The following is a 20,040-nucleotide window of genomic DNA, read 5'->3' as shown; positions in this document are numbered from 1 at the left end:
CTCTTTCTTCAATCAGCATGCGCATCATCATCGCGTGTGCCCAATACAAAGTCTTATGAAAAAATTATTTGCGGTCATCGCAGCCAGCGTCCTTGCACTTTCTGCCACAGTTACCGGCACCGCATTTGCACAAACGTCTTTTGCACAAGCCATTCCGGCACCGACTATTGCTGCCAAATCGTGGCTGTTACTGGATTCGACCAGCAATCAAATTCTGGCATCGAACGAGCCGGACATGCGCATAGAACCGGCGTCGCTGACCAAGTTGATGACTGCTTATATTGCCTTTTCCGCAATCCAGGAAAAACGCCTGAGCCTGAATCAAATGATCACTGTCTCGACCAAGGCATGGAAGGTTGATGCCGAAAGCTCGAAAATGTTTATCGAGCCACGCGTACCGGTTTCGGTTAACGACTTGCTGTACGGCTTGATCGTGCAATCGGGTAACGATGCTGCAGTGGCATTGGCGGAAGCGGTTGCCGGTACTGAAGATGCCTTTGCGGTGCTGATGAATCGCGAAGCAGAACGCATGGGCATGAAGTCCACCCGCTTCGCCAATTCGCATGGATTGCCTAGCCCGAATAATTATTCGACTGCACGTGATCTTTCCACTCTGGCAACCCATCTGGTCAACGATCATCCAGAATTTTATAAAATTTATTCGACCAAGGAATTCACGTACAACAAGATCAAGCAATCCAATCGCAATCGCCTGCTGTGGCTGGACCCAAGCGTGGACGGCATGAAGACCGGCCATACGCAAGAAGCCGGTTACTGCCTGATCTCTACCGCCAAGCGTCCGAATGGCAACAATGAACGTCGCCTGATTTCTGTGGTGATTGGTGCGGCTTCTGATCAGTCGCGCGCACAGGAAAGCCAGAAACTGCTGAACTGGGGCTTCCTGAATTTCGATGCGGTAAAACTGTATTCAAAAGATGTTGCGATCGCCACCCCGAATGTCTGGAAAGGTTCGCAAAACAGTATCAAGATCGGCTTTACGCATGATGTTTATGTAACCGTACCAAAAGGCCAAGGTGCAAAAATCAAACCGGTACTGGCACGCAAAGACCCACTGGTCGCCCCTATCGACAAAAACAGCCAGGTTGGCACCATCAAGGTGATGTCCGGTGACAATAAAGTCATAGCTGAATTGCCGGTGCTGGCACTGGAACAAGTGGGACAAGCCGGCCTGTTCGGTCGCGCATTCGATTCGATCCGTTTGTGGATACATTAATGCTGTCAGGCATGGTTGCCTGACTAACAGGCAACGGCGACAGTAAGTTCAGCGGCACATTCAACATGCTTGAATGTGCCGCTTTTCTTTGCTTCCTGTTTTTTGCACACCTCATTTGCGCCGTCCTTTCAAGCTCGCACACCATGATTGTTGCAAGGTTTTCAACGCACGGCCGCAGCGTTTGTGCCAAAATCATCCCTTCAATCCCGATTCGAACCCAGCCATGGACGATCCCTTCGTATACTTGAACGGCACGCTGACTCCGCTTTCCGAAGCGAAAGTGCCAGTGCTGGACAGAGGCTTTATTTTCGGCGACGGAATTTACGAAGTCATCCCTGTGTATGACCGCAAATTATTTCGCCCCAAACAACATCTGGCACGCCTGTTTCGCGGTCTGGCTGCGGTCAGCATAGCCAATCCGCACACTGAACGGGAATGGCTGGACCTGATAGAAGAAGTCGTACAACTGCATCCAGCTGCCGATCAACTGGTGTATATCCAGGTCACACGCGGCGTTGCCAAACGCACACATGCCTTCCCGAACAGTGAGCCGATACCGACCGTTTTCATCATGAGTAATCCGCTGATTCCTTTGCCGGATGCCGCGCGCGAAAACGGCGTCGCCTGCGTATCGATGGAAGACAAACGCTGGCTACGCTGCGAAATCAAATCCACCTCGCTGCTGGGCAATGTGCTCGCCGCGCAAAATGCAGCAGCCCATGACGCGAATGAAACGATACAGTTTCGCGATGGTTTTCTGACTGAAGGCTCTGCCTCGAATGTGTGGGTAGTCAAGGATGGCTGTCTGATCGGACCACCACGCGACAACCTGATTCTGGAAGGAATACGCTACGGCTTGATGGAAGAATTGTGCGCCGCCGACCACATCCCTTTCAAGGTGCAGCGTATCTCGCGTGCAGAAGTTTTTGCGGCTGACGAAGTATTATTGTCTTCGGCCTCAAAAGAAGTGCTGCCTGTCGTTACCATTGATGGCCTAGCCATAGCAAATGGCAAACCCGGCCCCATATACAAGAAGTTATACAGCGCTTACCAAGCGGCGAAGATTGCGTGAAAAGCACGCGACTCACATCATCACTGACTCACCCTATTGATATCGTTGCGCGCTTTGGCAACTAAAGGCAACTACAGAGAACACCATCATGACTGAACCGACTAAACCAATCGATCTGACCAAACCAATTGACCCAAGTGAAAGCCTGATCGAATATCCCAGTGACTTCCCCATCAAAATCATGGGTGCAATGCAGGATCAATTCGCCCAAACCATAGTGGAACTGGTGACATTGCACGATCCGGAATTCCACGCCGGCAAACTGGAAATGCGCCCATCCTCGGGCGGCAACTATCTGGCGCTGACCGTCACGGTGCGTGCCACCAGCCGCGAACAACTCGATAATTTGTACCGTGCGCTGTCGTCGCACCCGATGGTAAAGGTTGTACTGTAATCGCATGACCGTACTCACCCGTCCCATCGTTCTGCAACGCGGACGCGAATCCTACGACATCACCTTCGCAGCGATGCGCGCATTTACCGATGCGCGCACGCCGCAAACTGCCGACGAATTGTGGATAGTCGAACACCCGCCCGTCTTCACGCTCGGGCTGGCAGCCGATCCTGAGCACGTACTCGACGCGCACGATATCCCTGTCGTGCAAACCGATAGAGGCGGCGAAGTGACGTATCACGGCCCGGGTCAGGTTGTCATTTATTTACTGCTGGATTTGCGCCGCAATCACGCCGATGCGCGCCTCTTCGCGCGCGAGCTGGTCAACAAAATCGAGCAGGCGGTGATCGATACGCTGGCGGCGTATAATCTTGCCTGTGAACGCAAGCTTGGTGCGCCCGGCATTTATCTGTCGGACGGCCCGCTGCAAGGCGCGAAAATCGCTGCGCTTGGCTTGAAGATACGTGGCAACGGTTGCACCTATCACGGCGTATCGCTGAATGTCGCGATGGATTTGACGCCGTTTTCGTGGATCAATCCTTGCGGTTATGAAGGCTTGGCCACGATAGACATGCAAAGTCTGGGCGCGCACGCAACACTAGATGCAGTACAAAATGAGCTGGCTGAAAGATTGACGCAAAGCCTTTCCAGATAGACGCTGTATCAACGTCCTGTATTACCGTTTTCGCATTACCGTTTTTTCGATTACCCGTTGTATCCATTTTTATCGTGGCAAAGATGAACGTCTGCGCCACGCGTTGTTATCCAGCGCTGCACCCGGCGCTGTCATGGCAACACTTGACGAAGAGCGACCAGCCCAATGACGATCGACAGCAATCCAGAATCCTCCGCACCGGCAGTAACACCTGCGCCCGCTTACAACCCAAGCGAAAAACAAAAAGGCTCAGCCAAAACCATACGGATACCGATCAAGGTAGTCCCGATGGAGCGGCTGCCGAAACCGGACTGGATACGCGTCAAGGCCGCATCGCCTTCAACCCGCTTTTACGAAATCAAGGACATCCTGCGCGCCAACAATCTGGTGACAGTGTGTGAAGAAGCCAGTTGCCCGAACATAGGCGAATGCTTCGGCAAAGGCACCGCGACCTTCATGATCATGGGTGACAAATGCACACGTCGCTGCCCGTTCTGCGACGTCGGCCACGGCAGGCCCGATCCGCTAGACGTGAATGAGCCGGAAAATCTGGCGAAAACCATCGCTGCATTGCGCCTGAGTTATGTCGTTATTACTTCGGTGGATCGTGACGATTTGCGCGATGGCGGTGCCGGCCATTTTGCCGAATGCATACGCCGCGTACGCGAACTGTCGCCGAATACACGGATTGAAATCCTGGTGCCCGATTTCCGCGGTCGCATGGATAGAGCGCTGGAGATTCTGAATCTCGCACCACCAGATGTGATGAACCACAATCTGGAAACCGCACCGCGCCTGTACAAGGAAGCACGTCCGGGCTCCGATTATGCATACTCGTTGAACTTGCTGAAACGCTTCAAGGCCATGCATCCGAACACGCCAACCAAATCCGGCATCATGGTCGGCCTCGGCGAAACCGATGAAGAAGTATTGCAAGTGATGCGCGACATGCGCGCCCACGACGTCGACATGCTGACCATAGGCCAGTACCTGATGCCTAGCGGCGACCACTTGCCGGTACGCCGCTATGTGCATCCCGACACCTTCAAGATGTATGAAGAAGAAGCGTACAAGATGGGCTTTGCGCATGCGGCAGTTGGTGCGATGGTGCGTAGCTCTTATCACGCCGATCAACAAGCGCATGGCGTGACGACCGGTGCCGGCAACGATTTACTCAAGCAAGCACAACAATAAAACCGGCATGCAATGCCGCAGGGATGAAAGAAGAAAAAGATGAGCGATGGTCACAGCATTACTGCGGACTTAAAAAAAGTAAACTCACCAGCCAATGTCTTGTTCGCCAGCCTGATCGGCACCACGATCGAGTTCTTTGATTTTTATATCTACGCGACAGCGGCGGTACTGGTTTTTCCTCATCTGTTTTTCCCTTCATCCAGCCCGACTGCCGCCGTACTGCAATCGCTGGCAACTTTTGCCATCGCATTTTTTGCACGCCCGGTCGGCTCTGCAGTATTCGGTCATTACGGCGATCGCATAGGTCGCAAAGCCACGCTGGTCGCTGCACTGTTGACTATGGGTATTTCAACCGTCGCAATCGGCCTGCTGCCAACCTATGCAAGCATCGGTACCGCCGCACCTTTGTTGCTGGCCTTGTGCCGCTTCGGTCAAGGTTTGGGACTAGGCGGCGAATGGGGTGGCGCGGTCTTGCTGGCGACGGAAAATGCACCTCCGGGCAAGATCGCCTGGTACGGTTGTTTTCCGCAACTGGGTGCACCCTTGGGCTTCTTCATGTCGGGTGGCATCTTCCTGCTGCTCAGCGAAACGCTGACCAATGAACAATTCTTCAGCTACGGCTGGCGCATTCCCTTTCTCGCCAGCGCAGTGCTGGTACTGGTCGGTTTGTATGTGCGCTTGAAAATTACCGAGACGCCAGCCTTCCAGAAAGTTTTGGACAAAGGCGAGCGCGTCAAGATTCCACTCGCGACTGTCTTCAGCGAACATGGCCGCATGCTGGTCTTGGGCACCATCATCGCGCTCGCCACCTTCGTGCTGTTTTACCTGATGACGGTATTCGCATTGAGTTGGGGCACGACGGCGCTCGGTTATTCACGTCAACAATTTTTGATCCTGCAATTGTTTGCCGTCATATTTTTTGCGATCACGATTCCAGTCTCCGCTTTGATGGCCGATAAATACGGCCGCCGCATCACGATGATTCTGGTATCGATAGGCATGATTCTGTTCGGCCTGTTGATAGCGCCGATGTTCATTGCAAACAGTCTGGTTGGCGTGACGATCTTCCTCTCCCTGGGCTTGGCACTGATGGGCATGACTTACGGTCCGCTCGGCACCATGCTGTCTGAACTCTTCCCTGCAGAGATACGCTACACGGGTGTTTCGTTGACCTTCAACCTGGGAGGGATTTTTGGCGCATCACTGGCACCGTATGCCGCTACCTGGCTGGCAACTAATTACGGTTTGCACTACGTAGGCTTTTATCTTTCCGGCGCTGCTGCTTTGACCTTGCTTGCTTTACTGTTAGTCGGCAAACAAAAACAAACTGTATAAGTTCTTAGAAAATAAGTTCTGATAAAAAAACGGAGCATGTTCGCACATGCTCCGTTTTTCATTTCTTGAACTGGCAATTCACACCAGCGCACACGTCAAGCAGCGCCAACCAGTTGATCGTCATCCGTTTCCTCACCGAGGAAGCCGCCACTCTGATGCGCCCACAAGCGCGCATACAAGCCATTCTGTTGCAGCAACTCGCGATGCGAACCCTGCTCGACAATGCGCCCCTTATCCAGCACGATCAATCTATCCATCGCCGCAATCGTCGACAGGCGATGCGCAATCGCCACCACGGTTTTGCCTTCCATCAGTTCGTACAAACTGGTTTGGATCGCCGCTTCGACTTCCGAATCGAGTGCGCTGGTCGCTTCATCCAGCAAAAGAATCGGCGCATCCTTCAGCATCACGCGTGCAATCGCAATCCGTTGCCGCTGGCCGCCGGATAATTTGACGCCGCGTTCACCAACGTGAGCGTCATAGCCGGTGCGGCCTTTTGCATCGCTCAAGTTCAGGATGAAATCGTGCGCCTCTGCGCGCTTCGCCGCATCTATCATGTCGGCATCGCTGGCATCGGGCCTACCGTACAAAATATTGTCACGTACCGAGCGATGCAATAGTGAGGTGTCTTGCGTCACCATGCCGATTTGCGCACGCAGACTGTTTTGCGTGACGTGCGCAATATCCTGTCCATCGATCAGAATGCGGCCTGATTCCAGATCGTAAAAACGCAGCAGCAGATTAACGATCGTCGATTTTCCCGCGCCGGAACGACCGACCAGGCCGACCTTCTCACCTGCACGAATGGTCAAATCCATATGATCGATCACCGACCGCGTGCCGCCATACGCAAAGCCGATCTGCTCAAAGGTCAATTCACCTTTGACTACCTTCAAGGGCGCAGCATCCGCGGCATCGGTCACCGTGTGTGCACGTGACAGTGTATTGATGCCGTCCTGTACAGTACCAACCTGCTCGAACAGGGATGCCATTTCCCACATCACCCAATGCGACATGCCGTTCAAACGCAAGGCCATCGCCGTCGCGGCAGCGACTGCACCGACACCAATTTGATCCATCGTCCATAGCCATAACGCGACGCCGGCAGTACCGAGTATCAGCAACATGCTGAGACTGTGGTTGACGATTTCAAAACCGCTGACCAAACGCATCTGACCATGCACAGAGACCATGAATTCCTGCATCGCGCTGCGTGCATAACCGGCTTCGCGGCCAGCGTGCGAAAACAGTTTGACGGTGCTGATGTTGGTATACGCATCGGTGATACGGCCTGTCATCAGTGACCGCGCATCGGCCTGCTTGCGTGAAACCTTGCTCAGACGCGGCACGAAATAACGCAAGGTGCATAAATAGAAAAATGCCCAACTCAAAAACGGCACCAGCAGCCAGCGATCGAAACTACCGACTACGCTGACCAGCGTGACGAAATAAATCAGCACGAACACCAGAATGTCACCGGTGATCATGCACACATCGCGCACAGCCAGCGCGGTTTGCATCACCTTGGCCGCGACACGACCGGCAAACTCATCCTGATAAAAGCCCATGCTTTGATTCAGCATCATCCGGTGGAAATTCCAGCGCAACTGCATAGGAAAATTACCAGCCAGCGTCTGATGCTTGAAAAAAGTCTGCAACGCAACCAGCACCACGCTCAGCATGACGATGGCAGCCAGCCACAAAAGATTGTCGCCTTCCTGCTTCCACAACAACGTCGGTTCCACATGCGCCAACCAATCGACAATGCGGCCCATCATCGCGAACAACAATGCTTCGAATGCACCGGTCGCAGCTGTGACCACCGTCATCGCCAGGATGTAGCGTCGCGCACCTTTCGTGCAAGCCCATACAAATGCAATGAAGCTGCGCGGCGGTGTCGCCGGCACTTCTTCCTGATACGGGTGCAACAATTTCTCAAACCAACCCAGCATTCCATTCTCCAAATAGCGATCATGCGCGGATCGCCGCAACTACTTAATCGCATTACTTCATTCTTGCTGCAAAATTTGCAAACACAGATTATCGCCTACTCGACACATCAATGTCGGCGGCCGAACTGCTTTGTGATCTGCCGTCCATCGGCTACTCTATGGTTCCCGACATTCATTCTTCAAAGAAAATCCCATGATCATCGCGAAATTTCTTCATATCCTCGGCTTCACGGTGTGGGTAGGCGGCATGTTCTTCGCCCACAATGCATTGCGTCCTGTTGTCGCAGTGACATTGGAACCACCACAACGCCTGACTTTGCTGTCTGGTGTGTTCACCAAATTTTTCTTGTGGGTGTGGATTTCGATCGCACTGGTTTTTGCCAGCGGAATGGCCATGATGGCCGGCATGGGAAAACCGCCTATGCACGTCATGCTGATGTTTGTACTCGGCGTGATCATGATGTTGATCTTTGCTCACATATTCTTCGCGCCTTATCGTCGCTTGAAACGTGCAGTCGCAGCGCAGGACTGGAAAACTGGCGGTGCCGCGATGGCGACCATACGCAAACTGGTCGCCATCAATCTGGTCATCGGCTTGCTGACGATTGCAATTGGTGCCTTGGGACCACTCGCACTGTAAAAATAGAACCTCAAAAAAATACGCGGATGATTTTCTGCCCGCGTATTTTCATCATGCCCTTATAATATTGGCTGAAGAAAACTTGATGCGTGCAATATTCGCATCAAATCTTCAGTATCAAATCTGCGCTGCCTAAACGCATCGCACTCAACGCAAACCTGTCAGGCCTATAGTCTGGTTGTTGAGAGCTGTATCCAGTCCTGGACTGTGACCGACGCAATCATCTCTGAACATTGAGGGGATATTTTTATCAATCAAGAATTCTCGCGCCCATGCGATGCGAGCCTTATTTTCTGATTTCTGCTGATTTGCACTGATATCGGCTGAACGTTTTCCTGAAGATTTCCTGCGCATGTACAGAATTCCCGAAGCCATATTGCTACTCGCCATCGTCATCGCGCCCTTCATCGGCAGCGTGATCGCCGCATGCATGCCGGCCAACGCCCGCAATCGTGTATCTATACTGGCCGCTGGCATCTCCTTGTTCGGTCTGCTGGGATCTGCCTACCTGTATCAGCAAGTCGGAGCCGGCGAAATCGTGCGTTATCAAGCGGCATGGATGCCAGCCTTCGGTGTCGAATTCATGTTGCGCATGGATGGGCTGGCGTGGCTGTTCTCTATGCTGGTGCTAGGCGTAGGCTTGCTGGTCGTGCTGTATGCGCGCTATTACATGTCGCCGAAAGATCCGGTGCCGCGCTTCTTTTCTTTCCTGCTGGCGTTCATGGGATCCATGCTGGGTGTTGTCTTATCCGGCAATCTGATTCAGCTCGTGGTGTTCTGGGAGCTGACCAGCATTACCTCCTTTTTGCTGATCGGTTACTGGCATCACCGTATCGATGCGCGACGCGGCGCACGCATGGCATTCACGGTTACCGGCGCCGGCGGTCTGTGCCTGCTGTGCGGCGTACTGATCATCGGCCATATCGTCGGCAGCTATGATCTTGATACCGTGCTCGAGGCCGGCGACCTTATTCGCGCGCACGACTTGTATTTGCCTGCATTGATACTGGTGGCACTGGGCGCATTGACGAAAAGTGCGCAATTTCCCTTCCATTTCTGGCTGCCGCATGCGATGGCTGCGCCTACCCCGGTCTCGTCGTATCTGCATTCGGCGACGATGGTAAAAGCCGGTGTGTTCCTGCTGATGCGATTCTGGCCGGCCTTGTCCGGCACCGAAGAATGGATGTGGATCATCGCCGGTGCCGGCGTCTGCACGCTGTTACTCGGTTCTTTTGTCGCGATTTTTCAGCATGACTTGAAAGGCTTGCTGGCATATTCCACCATCAGTCATCTTGGCTTGATCACGGTATTGCTGGGCATAGGTTCACCGCTCGGCATGGTGGCGGCAATTTTCCACACTGTGAATCACGCGATTTTCAAGGCCTCGCTCTTCATGGCGGCCGGCATCATCGACCATGAAACCGGCACCCGCGATATGCGTATCCTGCGCGGATTGCGGCATGCATTACCTATTACGGCGACGCTGGCCATTGTCGCCAGCGCGGCGATGGCGGGCGTGCCTTTGCTGAACGGTTTTCTTTCCAAGGAAATGTTCTTTGCCGAAACCGCTTTGGTCGGTGGCACGGAAAGCTGGTGGATGTCGTATGCCGCCCTCGCGATGGGCATTTTCAGCGTGACCTATTCCTTGCGTTTTATCAGTGTGTTCTTCGGCAAACTGTCGGCGGATTTACCCAAGACCGCGCACGAACCGCCGCGCTGGATGCGCTTCCCGGTTGAGTGTCTGGTACTGCTTTGCCTGATCGTCGGCGTTGCTCCAGCCCTCAGTATCAAACCGTTTCTGGATAGCGCAGTGTTATCGGTGCTGGGCGAACGGGCGCCAGTCTACGATCTGGCAATGTGGCACGGCTTCAACCTGCCGCTGGCCATGAGCTTTGCCGCACTCGCCGGTGGCGTGCTGCTGTATGTCATTTTGCGTAAATACTTTACGCTGCAGTCGCGCGATCGCGTACCGGTATTTCACGGACTGAGCGGTGCGCAAGCCTACGAAAGCACCATGCTGCGCTTGGCGTCCGGCTCCGCATTTTTGGTGAAATGGCTGGGCACGCGCCGCCTGCAACCGCAATTATTCTTGATAATAGTTGCGATGATTGCAGTGCCGCTTTTACTCGTCAGGCCATTACCAACATTGGCTGCGGCATCGCTGGCCGACATTGATCCACTGTTCGCGATGATGTGGTTGATCGGTTGCGCCTGCGCAGTTGCCGCCGCGTGGCAAGCCAAGTATCACCGTCTTGCCGCCTTGATTCTGATCAGCGGCACTGGCGCGGTAGTCAGCATGACCTTCCTGTGGCTGTCGGCACCTGATCTGGCATTGACACAATTGATGGTGGAAACCGTGACCACCGTGCTGATCCTGCTCGGCTTGCGCTGGCTGCCACGACGTCTGGTGCCGCGCGAATTGAATATGCAGATACCGCGTACAGTCTGGTTGCGCCGTTCACGCGATATGGCGCTGGCTATCGTCGGTGGACTGAGCATTGCCGCTGTCAGTTACATCGTGCTGATGCATCCGCAACCGGCGAGCATAGGCGACTTCTTCCTGCTGCGCGCCTTGTCGGAAGGCGGCGGCACAAATGTGGTCAATGTCTTGCTGGTCGATTTCCGCGGCTTCGATACGATGGGCGAAATCACCGTGCTCGCCATCGTCGCATTGACGGTCTATGCCTTGCTGCGACGCTTCCGGCCGACACCGGAAAGCATAGCGCTGCCTGAGCAGCAACTCAACAACACCGACCCGGCTGCACAACAAACCCCCGCAGAACAGGTGGATAGCGGTTACCTGATGATTCCCGGCGTGTATCTGCGCTTTCTGCTGCCATTCATGGCGATGATCGTGATGTACTTTTTCATGCGCGGCCACAATCTGCCCGGTGGCGGCTTCGTCGCCGGTCTGATCTTTGCGGTCGCGATCATCGTGCAATACATGCTGGCCGGCACGACCTGGCTGGAATCGCACTTGCATCTGCGGCCGCTGCGCTGGCTGTCATTCGGACTGATCATTGCATGTGCAACCGGCCTCGGCGCGATCGTGCTTGGCTATCCTTTCCTGACCAGTCACACGGCGCACGTCAACTTCCCTGTACTGGGAGAAATACACATCCCTAGTGCTTTCTTTTTCGATCTCGGCGTGTTCGTGGTCGTGGTTGGCGCCACCATGTTGATCCTGGTCGCGCTGGCGCATCAATCCATACGTAGTCGTCGTCCGCAAGCCGGCAATGCCAGCGAAGCGAGCACGGCAAGCAACAAGCGAGGAGTCATCTGATGGAAATTGTTATCTCGCTCGCCATCGGTGTGCTGTTCGGATCAGGCATCTGGCTGATCCTGCGCCCGCGTAGTTTTCAGGTACTGACCGGATTGATGTTGATGTCGTATGCGGTGAATCTGTTTATCTTCATCATGGGCAGGCTGTGGGTAAATCGTCCACCACTGACGCTGGGGACCGGCACGCCAGACCCGTCCCTATTCAGCGATCCCTTGCCGCAAGCGCTGGTATTGACTGCGATCGTCATCGGCTTCGCGACTACCGCTCTTTATCTGGTCGTCATGATAGGTTCGCGCGGCTTGACCGGCACCGATCACGTCGATGGTGAGGAGTCCGATTGATGAAGCTGGATTGGATGCAACACCTGATCATTCTGCCGGTGCTGTTGCCGCTATTGTGCGGCGCATTGCTGATCCTGATTAACGAGAAACGCCATCAGTTCAAGTTCATCGTCAATCTTGCCTCCGTGTTGCTGCAACTCTGTGTTGCGGTCGCGCTGATCTATCTGACCGACAGCGGTCGCTGGACCGAAGGCATAGGCGTCTACCTGGCCGCGAACTGGTCGGCACCGTTCGGCATCGCCCTGGTCGCGGACAGACTGGCATCGCTGATGTTATTGCTGACCGCGGTATTGGCGACTGCAGCATTGCTGTTCTCCATGCTGCGCTGGAGCAAAATCGGCGTGCACTTCCACACGCTATTCCAGTTCCTGCTGATGGGAATTAACGGTGCCTTCCTGACGCATGACCTGTTCAATCTGTTCGTGTTTTTTGAAGTCATGCTGGCCGCGTCCTACGGTCTGGTACTGCACGGCTACAACACCACCCGCATACGCGCGGGCATGCAATACATCGCCGTCAATCTGGCAGCATCGCTATTGTTTTTGATCGGCGTCGCCTTGATTTACGCCAGCGCCGGCACGATGAATATGGCTGATCTGGCCGTGCGTCTAGTGAACATCGCTGCCACCGATCTGATTTTATTGAAGATAGGTGTGTCCATACTTGCGATTGCCTTCCTCGTAAAAAGCGCGATGTGGCCACTGGGCTTCTGGCTGCCGACCACCTACGCTGCCGCATCGCCGCCAGTTGCTGCCATGCTGGTGTTGATGACCAAGGTTGGCGCTTACGTGATTTTGCGTTTATGGTTGCTGGCCTTTTCTTCCGATGCGAGCGCCGCTGCAGGTTTTGGCTTCGAAGCCTTATTATGGGGCGGCATGGCGACGATAGTGTTCGGTGCTGCCGGCATGCTGGCGAGTGAAACTCCCGGGCGCATGGCTGCGTATGGCGCGATCATTTCTTCCGGCACGCTGCTCTCGGTGATTGGTTATGGACAAGCTTCGCTGGTAACCGCCGGCTTGTATTACCTGATCGGCTCGACGCTGGCGATGGCCGCCTTCGTGCTGCTGATTGAACTGGTGGAACGCATACGTTCGCCCGGCGCCAGCATGCTGGCGCTGACGATGGAAGCTTTCGCGATTGAAGAAACGCCGGAAGAAACTGTCGGCGTGGGCATCCCGGGCGCATTGGCTTTTCTCGGTTTGGCGTTTGCCGCATGTGCGTTGATCATCACGGGCTTGCCGCCTTTGTCCGGCTTCGTTGCGAAGTTCGGCCTGTTCCACGCCCTGCTCAACCCGCAGTCGATAGATACGATCATCACGCCAACCGCTTGGGTATTGATGGCGTTGATCGTGCTGTCCGGTTTGGCTGCCATCATTTCCATGCTGCGTTTTGGCGTACGAACATTCTGGGCTGCCGGCGCAATCGCGCCACCGCGCCTGTATGTTTCGGAAGTCGCACCGATCAGCCTGCTATTACTATTGTGCGTGATATTGACCGTGCAAGCCGGACCTATCTACGATTATCTCGCGCGCACCAGCAAAGACCTGCATCAGGCTACCCAATATGTACACAAGGTTCTTGGCGAACCGGTGGTACCGAACGCACATCAGGAAGGAGCTGCACCATGAAGCGCTGGCTACCTTCACCCTGGATGTCTCTTGTACTGCTGCTGTTCTGGCTGTTGCTCAATGAAAGTCTGGAGCCGGCACATCTGCTGTTAGGCGCGATCCTGGCCGTCGTCGTACCCTTACTGACGCGACCGCTGCAACCGATGGCTTATCCGCGCATAGCAAAACCTTTCAAGCTGTTTCGCTTGTTGGCGATGGCCTTGGTGGAAATCGTGCGCTCCTGCTTCAACGTCAGTTGGCTGATTCTGTTCACGCCCAAGAGCAAACTGAATTCGCAGTTCATCAAGATTCCGCTCGACATGCACAATCCTTATGGCTTGGCGCTGTTATCGTGCCTGATCAATTCAACGCCGGGGACGGTGTGGGTAGAAATCCTGCCGGAAAAACATGAACTGGCACTGCATGTATTCGACCTGCACGACGAACAATGGTGGATAGAGACCATCAAGACGCAATACGAACAGCCATTGATGGAAATCTTTGAACAGGAGAAGACCGCATGACGACGCTACTCGAATGGTCTATCGCGTTCGCCTTCATCTGTATCTTGCTGGCGATGCTGTTTTGCACTGTGCGCTTGCTGATCGGCCCGACTGCACATGATCGCGTACTCGCACTCGACACCTTGTGGATGTGCGCAATGCTGCTGGCATTGATGATGGGCATCACCTTCGGCAGCCTGATTTATTTCGAGGCGGCGATGCTGATTGCGCTGCTCGGTTTTGTATCCACCATCGCGCTGACCAAGTTCCTGATGCGCGGGGAGATTATTGAATGAAGACCTTTGAAAGCCTGCCCGCCTGGGCTGCATTGCCGGTATCGCTGCTATTGATTCTAGGCGGCGCCATCATCTTGATAGGCGCGCTGGGCTTGATGCGCCTGCCGAGTTTTTATCAACGCATACACGGCCCTGCGATCACGGTCACGCTAGGCGCAGGCTGTCTGCTGCTGGCGTCCATGTTGTACTTCACCGTGCTGCAATCACGGCTGGTGATTCATGAAATCATCATCTCACTGTTCCTGCTGCTGACAGCGCCTGTCGTCGCGATGCTGATTATGCGTGCTGCGGTTTATCGCGACTTGCGCTTAAGCAAGCTCGCTGCCCGCGCAGACGCAGAAGAGGTCTATCAATTTTCCAACAAGGATGGCAATTCCTGAATTGAGTTATTCAATTCAAATTGAATAAGCTGCATCCAGCAGCTTGAAGTGCCGGCGCCCCAAACCGGCGCTTGGCATCAGTGATTCGCCTGACGCCTACAATGGCTTTTTGTTAAAGAAAAGCCTATTCAGATCAGCAACATTCCACCGACGCCGCTGGTAGAATCCAATTACCATCACTTCGGTTCATGCTGACTCTCATGCAAAAATCCCTCCAGCAGCTGCCCCAATCTCTACGTCAACTTTCCGGCAAACCGGTTTTCAGACGAACGGCTATCGGACTGGTGATTTTCATCCTCTTTATCGGCTTGTTCGGCTACTTTGCACTGCCGGGCATTATCAAGTCACAGGCAGAACAGCTCATTTCCGAAAAACTGAATCGACAAACCACGATAGGCCAGGTCGAAGTCAGCCCATACGCGATGCGCGTCACCTTGCGCGACGTCAAGATGATGGAACCGGAAGGCGATGTGAAGTTTGCAGGATTCGATGCATTGACAGTCGATATGTCCATCCAATCGCTGTTCCGCCTGGCACCGGTGATTGAACAATTACAAGTCAGTGCCCCGTATGTGCATCTGGTCCGCAAAGACGATACGCATTACAACATCGATGACATCATCGAGCTGATCAATAGCCAACCGCCGTCACCTGAACCGGCACGTTTTTCTGTCTTCAATATCGAGATCGATAAAGGGCATATCGAATTCGATGACAGACCAGCCAAGACCTTGCACAAGGTGACGGATCTGAAAATCGGCGTGCCTTTCGTTTCATCCCTGCATTCAAAAATTGACGTATTCGTCGAGCCATTATTAAGCGCCAAAGTCAACGACACGCCGTTGCTGATCAAGGGAAAAACCCTGCCCTTTGCCGACCCGGTGCAAGCCGTCGTCGACTTGAATCTCGATAATCTGGATCTCACTACCTATTTGAAATACATACCCGGCACGCCGCATTTCAAAGTACCAAGCGCGCACCTCGATCTGCATTTGATTGCAAATTTTCAGCAAGCAAAAGACAAGGCACCGGCGCTGCTGCTGAGCGGCGACATCAAGCTGAAATCGCTGCAGTTGAATGATGAAGACAATAAATCCATAGTCAAACTGCCGGAGCTGGCAATCACATTGAAAGATGCCAGCATCCTGAGCGAGCACATAGCAGTCGCCAAGCTGGCGATCAATGGCCTTGAAGCTGATATCACGCGCAACGCCAATCAGCAGTTCAATTTTGAAAATCTGCTGACACCACCAAGCACGGCAACGCCGCTAAAGACCGCAAAAAAATCGGCAACGCCATCGCCACCACCTGACATTCAAAAAACAGCGGCAGCGGGATCTGCAACTAGCGCAACTGCCGCACCTACAGCGACAGAAAAAGCACCAGTCACAAACGAAGCGAGCAAACCCAAAGCTGCCCTCAGTTTTGCATTGGCAGAACTGGATATTCAAAACGCCGCCCTGCGCTTTGCAGATATGCAGGCTGCTCATCCGATACAAGCCAAGGCAGAAAATTTCGACCTGAGCATACGCAAGATAGCAGTCGATACCGGCAGCAAAACCGTCAGCGTCGACGAAGTCATATCGAACAAGGCGGCCTTCTTTCTGCAGCAAGACAAGTCGCGCGCAGATGCGGGAAAAATTGCCGTCGCGCCACCTGCCGGCAAAGCCAAGGCTGACGACACAAGCGCTCCCTACACCATCGCCGTCAAAAAAATCGACATCGATCACTGGTCTGCAAAACTGGAAGACCGCAGCCTGAAACGCGCAGCGGTGACAACCATAGAACCACTCAAGTTGGCGATGCAAGACATCTCGACCAAGGCTGGCGCACGCGGAAAAATCGACCTGCAAGCTGCTGTCAATAAAACCGGCAAGCTGGCAGTCAGCGGCGACCTCGGCATGGCGCCCTTGCATGCAAATCTGGTGCTCGATTTAAAGAACGTCGACATCATGCAAGCGCAGCCCTACATCACCGACAAGGTCAATATTCTTTTGACGCGGGCTGATATCTCCAGCAAAGGTACGCTGCAAATCGACGAAGGAAAAAATGGCGAAATGCTGGGCGGCTTCAAGGGCGATTTCACGCTGGGCAATCTCGCCACCGTGGACAAACTCAGCACCAGTGAATTCTTGCGCTGGAAGTCCTTGTATTTCGGCGGCATGGATGTACGTCTCTCACCACTCGCCTTGAGCATCGATCAGGTTGCACTCAGCGATTTCTTTGCGCGCGTCATTCTCGATCAAAATGGTCGCATCAATCTGCAAGATATCAGCGTAGTGAACACTGGCGGCGTACAAAAAAGCGTAACGCAAGCAGAACCGGCTGCAGCGCCGACAGCGATTACTGCTCCCACGGGAACAAAAACCGCAGTCTTGCCGACACCACCCAAAACCGCCAGCGATATCCCGCCTATCAAGATCAAGAAACTGACCTTGCAAGGCGGTCATATCCGCTATACCGACAATTTCATCAAACCGAATTACACCGCCAACCTGATGAAATTTGGCGGCATCATCAGCGGCCTGTCGTCTGATCCAAACTCCAGCGCAAACGTCAATCTGAAAGGCGAAGTCAATAGTGCGCCTCTCGCCATAGACGGCAAAATCAATCCGCTCAAGGGCGATCTGACGATGGACATCAAGGCAGCAGTGAATGGCATGGAGCTGGCACCGCTATCACCTTATTCCGGTCGCTATATCGGTTATGGCATCGAAAAGGGCAAGCTATCCTTTGACGTGTCTTACAAGGTAGAGAACCGCGTACTCACGGCCCAGAATCGACTGGTTCTGGAACAACTTACTCTGGGCGACAAAATTGAAAGCCCGACCGCGACCACCTTGCCGGTGAGCTTTGCGCTATCACTACTACGCGACAGGAACGGCGTGATCGACATCAATCTGCCCATAGGCGGCTCGCTCGACGATCCACAGTTCTCCGTCGGTGGTTTGATCGTCAAGGTGATCGTCAATATCTTGACCAAAGCTGTGACAGCACCGTTCACCTTGCTGAGTTCAATGTTCGGTGGTGGCGAAGAACTTTCAATGCTTGAATTCGATGCCGGTCGTGCCCGCATCAATGACGCCAGCGAAACTAAGCTGAAAAGCATGGCAAAAATATTAGTGGATCGCCCTGCACTCAAACTCGAAATCACCGGCCGCACCGATCCTGAAACCGACCGCGAAGGCTTGAAAAAAGCCTCGATAGACCGCAGAGTTCGCGCCTTGAAATTGAAGGACATGGTTGGTCGCGGCGAATCAGCTGACGCCGCCACGCTTACCGTCACACCGCAGGAATATCCAGCCTTGTTGAAACGTGTCTATAAAGATGCCGACTTCAAGAAGCCGCGCAATATGGTTGGCCTGCAAAAAGATATTCCGGTTGAAGAAATGGAAAATCTTTTAAGCACCAACGCCACCGTCAGCGACGACGACCTGACCTCACTCGCCAATCGTCGTGCACAGGCGGTGAAAGACTGGCTGATCGGCGAAGGCAAAGTGCCGGACACACGGATTTTTATACTGGGTTCGAAGTCGGGCAATCAAGGCGCTAAAGATGATGCGGCTAAAGCGAAGGCTAATCGGGTGGATTTTTCTTTGAAATGACGGTGTCGATATAAGAGCAAAGCGATGCTGACACTTTTAATCTACCTCCAACGTTAGAGCTCACCCAATGCTAGTTCTGTTAATTGATGGAGCAACCTCTTTGGCGGCCGAACGAGTCGGCGTGCCCACGTTGGTCTTTTCGCCGAAGTCCTTGCGATTCAGCGTTCCGGGCGGAGGCCTATTGGTAGTGGTGCAAGCAGTTGCGGTTCCGACGGAAGTAGCCTTTCTGGGTGAGAAGTGCAGCCTAACGTTCCGCTCTAGCGCGGAGGCTCAAGAATTCGCGGGCGCTCTCAAGAAAGCGCTTTCTGATGCGGAATCGCGCGATACGCACATGCTCGATTAGGACTCCAAAGCACGATAGGTTGGGCTAACGTTTTATCAACCCAACCTACCGTGCTTTTTGTATAAAACAAGTTAAGGATCATATGTGGCTTGCCTTTGAATCGATAGACCCTATCGGCATCAGCTACGGAAACTCCATTGGTAGAGCATTGGCGCTTGCGCAGAGTTTCGAGCACAACTGCAAATATGTTCTTCTAATCGCCAATCTCGGAGAAGAAATCGAAAGAGGAAACATTGCAGGTCGTTCTGGAATCGCAAGCTACTCAGAGAGCCTAGAAAATTGGTTCAAACTTGGACGGGATATCCATCAGTTCAAAGATCGTCACGAAATTGGCGCGTTTGAAATCGAAATTCTTCGCAAGGGAGTGGCAGCCAGAAACTACTTAGCTCATGAAGCCGCATACCCCATGCTAATTGACTCTAAATCTGGGGCAGAGATTCGAAAGGAACTACCAAACTTTATTCGGCAAGTGTCCTCATTGGCAGAAGCAGAGAATTTAATCGCTCAGTGGAGTTTTATGATTCAAGAGAAAACAAATCCACCGAGCGAAATCACAACAACCTTTTCTCAGAAAGTAACTAGTTGGGTTCTCGCTGCGCTGGATAAGGAGATGCTGTGATACTAACCTTTCGGTCAAGAGGACGCTCCGGCAGCACGTAAGTTGGGCTAACGTTTTATCAGCCCAACACCCTCAGAGATAAATGCAATCATCGAGACATCGCAAAAGAACTATTGCCACCCGCTGGATGATTTTTCTGAGACCACAATAGATGAACAGATGATGTGGTTTTAAATGTTGGGCTGATAAAACGTTAGCCCAACCTACGATGCCAAGATTCTTACCAATTACATTTTCCCCACTTGTTTCAATTCACTGTCATCGCTTTTTTGGTCCGGCAATGCCGAAGGCGAGCCGAACCAGTCGGTCTTCCGCTGTGACGCTGCCGTTTGTGCGGAGCAGAAAATGGAAAAAGAAGTGAACGTTGTCTGAGCGAAGCGAGTTTCGTTCGCTTCCCATTTTTTGATTTGCACAAACGGGAACCCGAAGGGCAGCGGCTGTGCGGTCGCCTTTTTTGGGTTACCTTTTTTGGCGAAGCAAAAAAGGTAACTAGCCGCCGGGCTACCCCCGGCAACCGAGCCAACGCGAAGAAAGAACAACATTAGCTACCCGCAAACGTAACCACAAGAAACATCCCGCAATAATCC

General features: G+C 53.4%; 17 protein-coding genes. 15 read left to right on the top strand and 2 right to left on the bottom strand.

Annotated elements, in window-relative coordinates; genetic code table 11:
• The first annotated feature begins 55 nt into the window (after positions 1-55).
• The 6 genes from Hfont_RS02875 to Hfont_RS02850 all read left to right on the top strand — a co-directional run bounded on the left by Hfont_RS02875 (position 56) and on the right by Hfont_RS02850 (position 5,884).
• A complete protein-coding gene (locus Hfont_RS02875) occupies positions 56-1,234 on the top strand; it encodes a D-alanyl-D-alanine carboxypeptidase family protein (RefSeq protein ID WP_112990715.1) in 1,179 nt (392 codons plus the stop codon).
• Positions 1,235-1,457: 223 nt separating this feature from the next.
• Entirely contained in the window at positions 1,458-2,306 is an 849-nt protein-coding gene (locus tag Hfont_RS02870; RefSeq protein WP_112990714.1) for a D-amino acid aminotransferase, read from the top strand.
• An 88-nt stretch (positions 2,307-2,394) separates the two neighbouring features.
• Positions 2,395-2,700, top strand: a complete 306-nt coding sequence (locus Hfont_RS02865) for a DUF493 family protein (protein WP_112990713.1) — start codon at positions 2,395-2,397, stop codon at positions 2,698-2,700.
• 4 nt (positions 2,701-2,704) lie between these two features.
• Positions 2,705-3,355 carry a lipoyl(octanoyl) transferase LipB gene (lipB, locus tag Hfont_RS02860; protein WP_112990712.1) on the top strand — a complete coding sequence of 217 codons (651 nt, stop codon included), beginning with the start codon at positions 2,705-2,707 and terminating at the stop codon, positions 3,353-3,355.
• A gap of 165 nt (positions 3,356-3,520) precedes the next feature.
• On the top strand, positions 3,521-4,549 hold the full coding sequence (gene lipA / locus Hfont_RS02855) for a lipoyl synthase (RefSeq protein WP_112990711.1): 1,029 nt from the start codon (positions 3,521-3,523) through the stop codon (positions 4,547-4,549).
• 39 nt (positions 4,550-4,588) lie between these two features.
• Positions 4,589-5,884, top strand: a complete 1,296-nt coding sequence (locus Hfont_RS02850) for an MFS transporter (protein WP_112990710.1) — start codon at positions 4,589-4,591, stop codon at positions 5,882-5,884.
• A gap of 95 nt (positions 5,885-5,979) precedes the next feature.
• Here Hfont_RS02850 and Hfont_RS02845 read toward each other — a convergent pair whose 3' ends face one another.
• Positions 5,980-7,836: an ABC transporter ATP-binding protein gene (locus Hfont_RS02845; RefSeq protein ID WP_112990709.1), complete on the bottom strand. Its 1,857-nt coding sequence runs from the start codon at positions 7,834-7,836 to the stop codon at positions 5,980-5,982.
• A gap of 193 nt (positions 7,837-8,029) precedes the next feature.
• On the opposite strand from Hfont_RS02845, the gene Hfont_RS02840 reads away from it, so the two are divergent.
• From Hfont_RS02840 to Hfont_RS02790, 9 genes are all read left to right on the top strand, one after another.
• Entirely contained in the window at positions 8,030-8,476 is a 447-nt protein-coding gene (locus Hfont_RS02840; RefSeq protein WP_112990708.1) for a CopD family protein, read from the top strand.
• Positions 8,477-8,828: 352 nt separating this feature from the next.
• Positions 8,829-11,759, top strand: coding sequence for a monovalent cation/H+ antiporter subunit A (locus tag Hfont_RS02830; RefSeq protein ID WP_181666407.1), 2,931 nt, complete (start codon positions 8,829-8,831; stop codon positions 11,757-11,759).
• A complete protein-coding gene (locus Hfont_RS02825; RefSeq protein ID WP_112990706.1) occupies positions 11,759-12,100 on the top strand; it encodes a Na+/H+ antiporter subunit C in 342 nt (113 codons plus the stop codon). The genes Hfont_RS02830 and Hfont_RS02825 overlap by 1 nt, the downstream gene beginning before the upstream one ends.
• Positions 12,100-13,728 carry a monovalent cation/H+ antiporter subunit D gene (locus Hfont_RS02820; protein WP_181666406.1) on the top strand — a complete coding sequence of 543 codons (1,629 nt, stop codon included), beginning with the start codon at positions 12,100-12,102 and terminating at the stop codon, positions 13,726-13,728. The genes Hfont_RS02825 and Hfont_RS02820 overlap by 1 nt, the downstream gene beginning before the upstream one ends.
• Positions 13,725-14,231, top strand: coding sequence for a Na+/H+ antiporter subunit E (locus Hfont_RS02815; RefSeq protein ID WP_112990704.1), 507 nt, complete (start codon positions 13,725-13,727; stop codon positions 14,229-14,231). Before Hfont_RS02820 ends, Hfont_RS02815 begins: the two co-directional genes overlap by 4 nt.
• Positions 14,228-14,506: a K+/H+ antiporter subunit F gene (locus Hfont_RS02810; RefSeq protein ID WP_112990703.1), complete on the top strand. Its 279-nt coding sequence runs from the start codon at positions 14,228-14,230 to the stop codon at positions 14,504-14,506. The genes Hfont_RS02815 and Hfont_RS02810 overlap by 4 nt, the downstream gene beginning before the upstream one ends.
• Entirely contained in the window at positions 14,503-14,886 is a 384-nt protein-coding gene (gene mnhG / locus Hfont_RS02805; RefSeq protein ID WP_112990702.1) for a monovalent cation/H(+) antiporter subunit G, read from the top strand. The genes Hfont_RS02810 and mnhG overlap by 4 nt, the downstream gene beginning before the upstream one ends.
• A 200-nt stretch (positions 14,887-15,086) precedes the next feature.
• Positions 15,087-18,491 (top strand): DUF748 domain-containing protein, encoded by a 3,405-nt coding sequence (locus Hfont_RS02800; RefSeq protein ID WP_112991664.1) that lies wholly within the window; start codon positions 15,087-15,089, stop codon positions 18,489-18,491.
• A gap of 425 nt (positions 18,492-18,916) precedes the next feature.
• Complete coding sequence (locus Hfont_RS02790) at positions 18,917-19,453, top strand: hypothetical protein (RefSeq protein WP_112990700.1); 537 nt, start codon at positions 18,917-18,919, stop codon at positions 19,451-19,453.
• 227 nt (positions 19,454-19,680) lie between these two features.
• Here Hfont_RS02790 and Hfont_RS02785 read toward each other — a convergent pair whose 3' ends face one another.
• The gene (locus tag Hfont_RS02785; protein ID WP_112990699.1) at positions 19,681-19,995 is read right to left on the bottom strand and encodes a hypothetical protein; all 315 of its coding nucleotides are present in this window, start codon (positions 19,993-19,995) and stop codon (positions 19,681-19,683) included.
• Positions 19,996-20,040 lie beyond the last annotated feature (45 nt).

This window comes from Herminiimonas fonticola (assembly GCF_003293745.1).
Taxonomy (GTDB): domain Bacteria; phylum Pseudomonadota; class Gammaproteobacteria; order Burkholderiales; family Burkholderiaceae_D; genus Oxalicibacterium; species Oxalicibacterium fonticola.
This window is presented reverse-complemented; position numbering and strand designations above follow the sequence as displayed.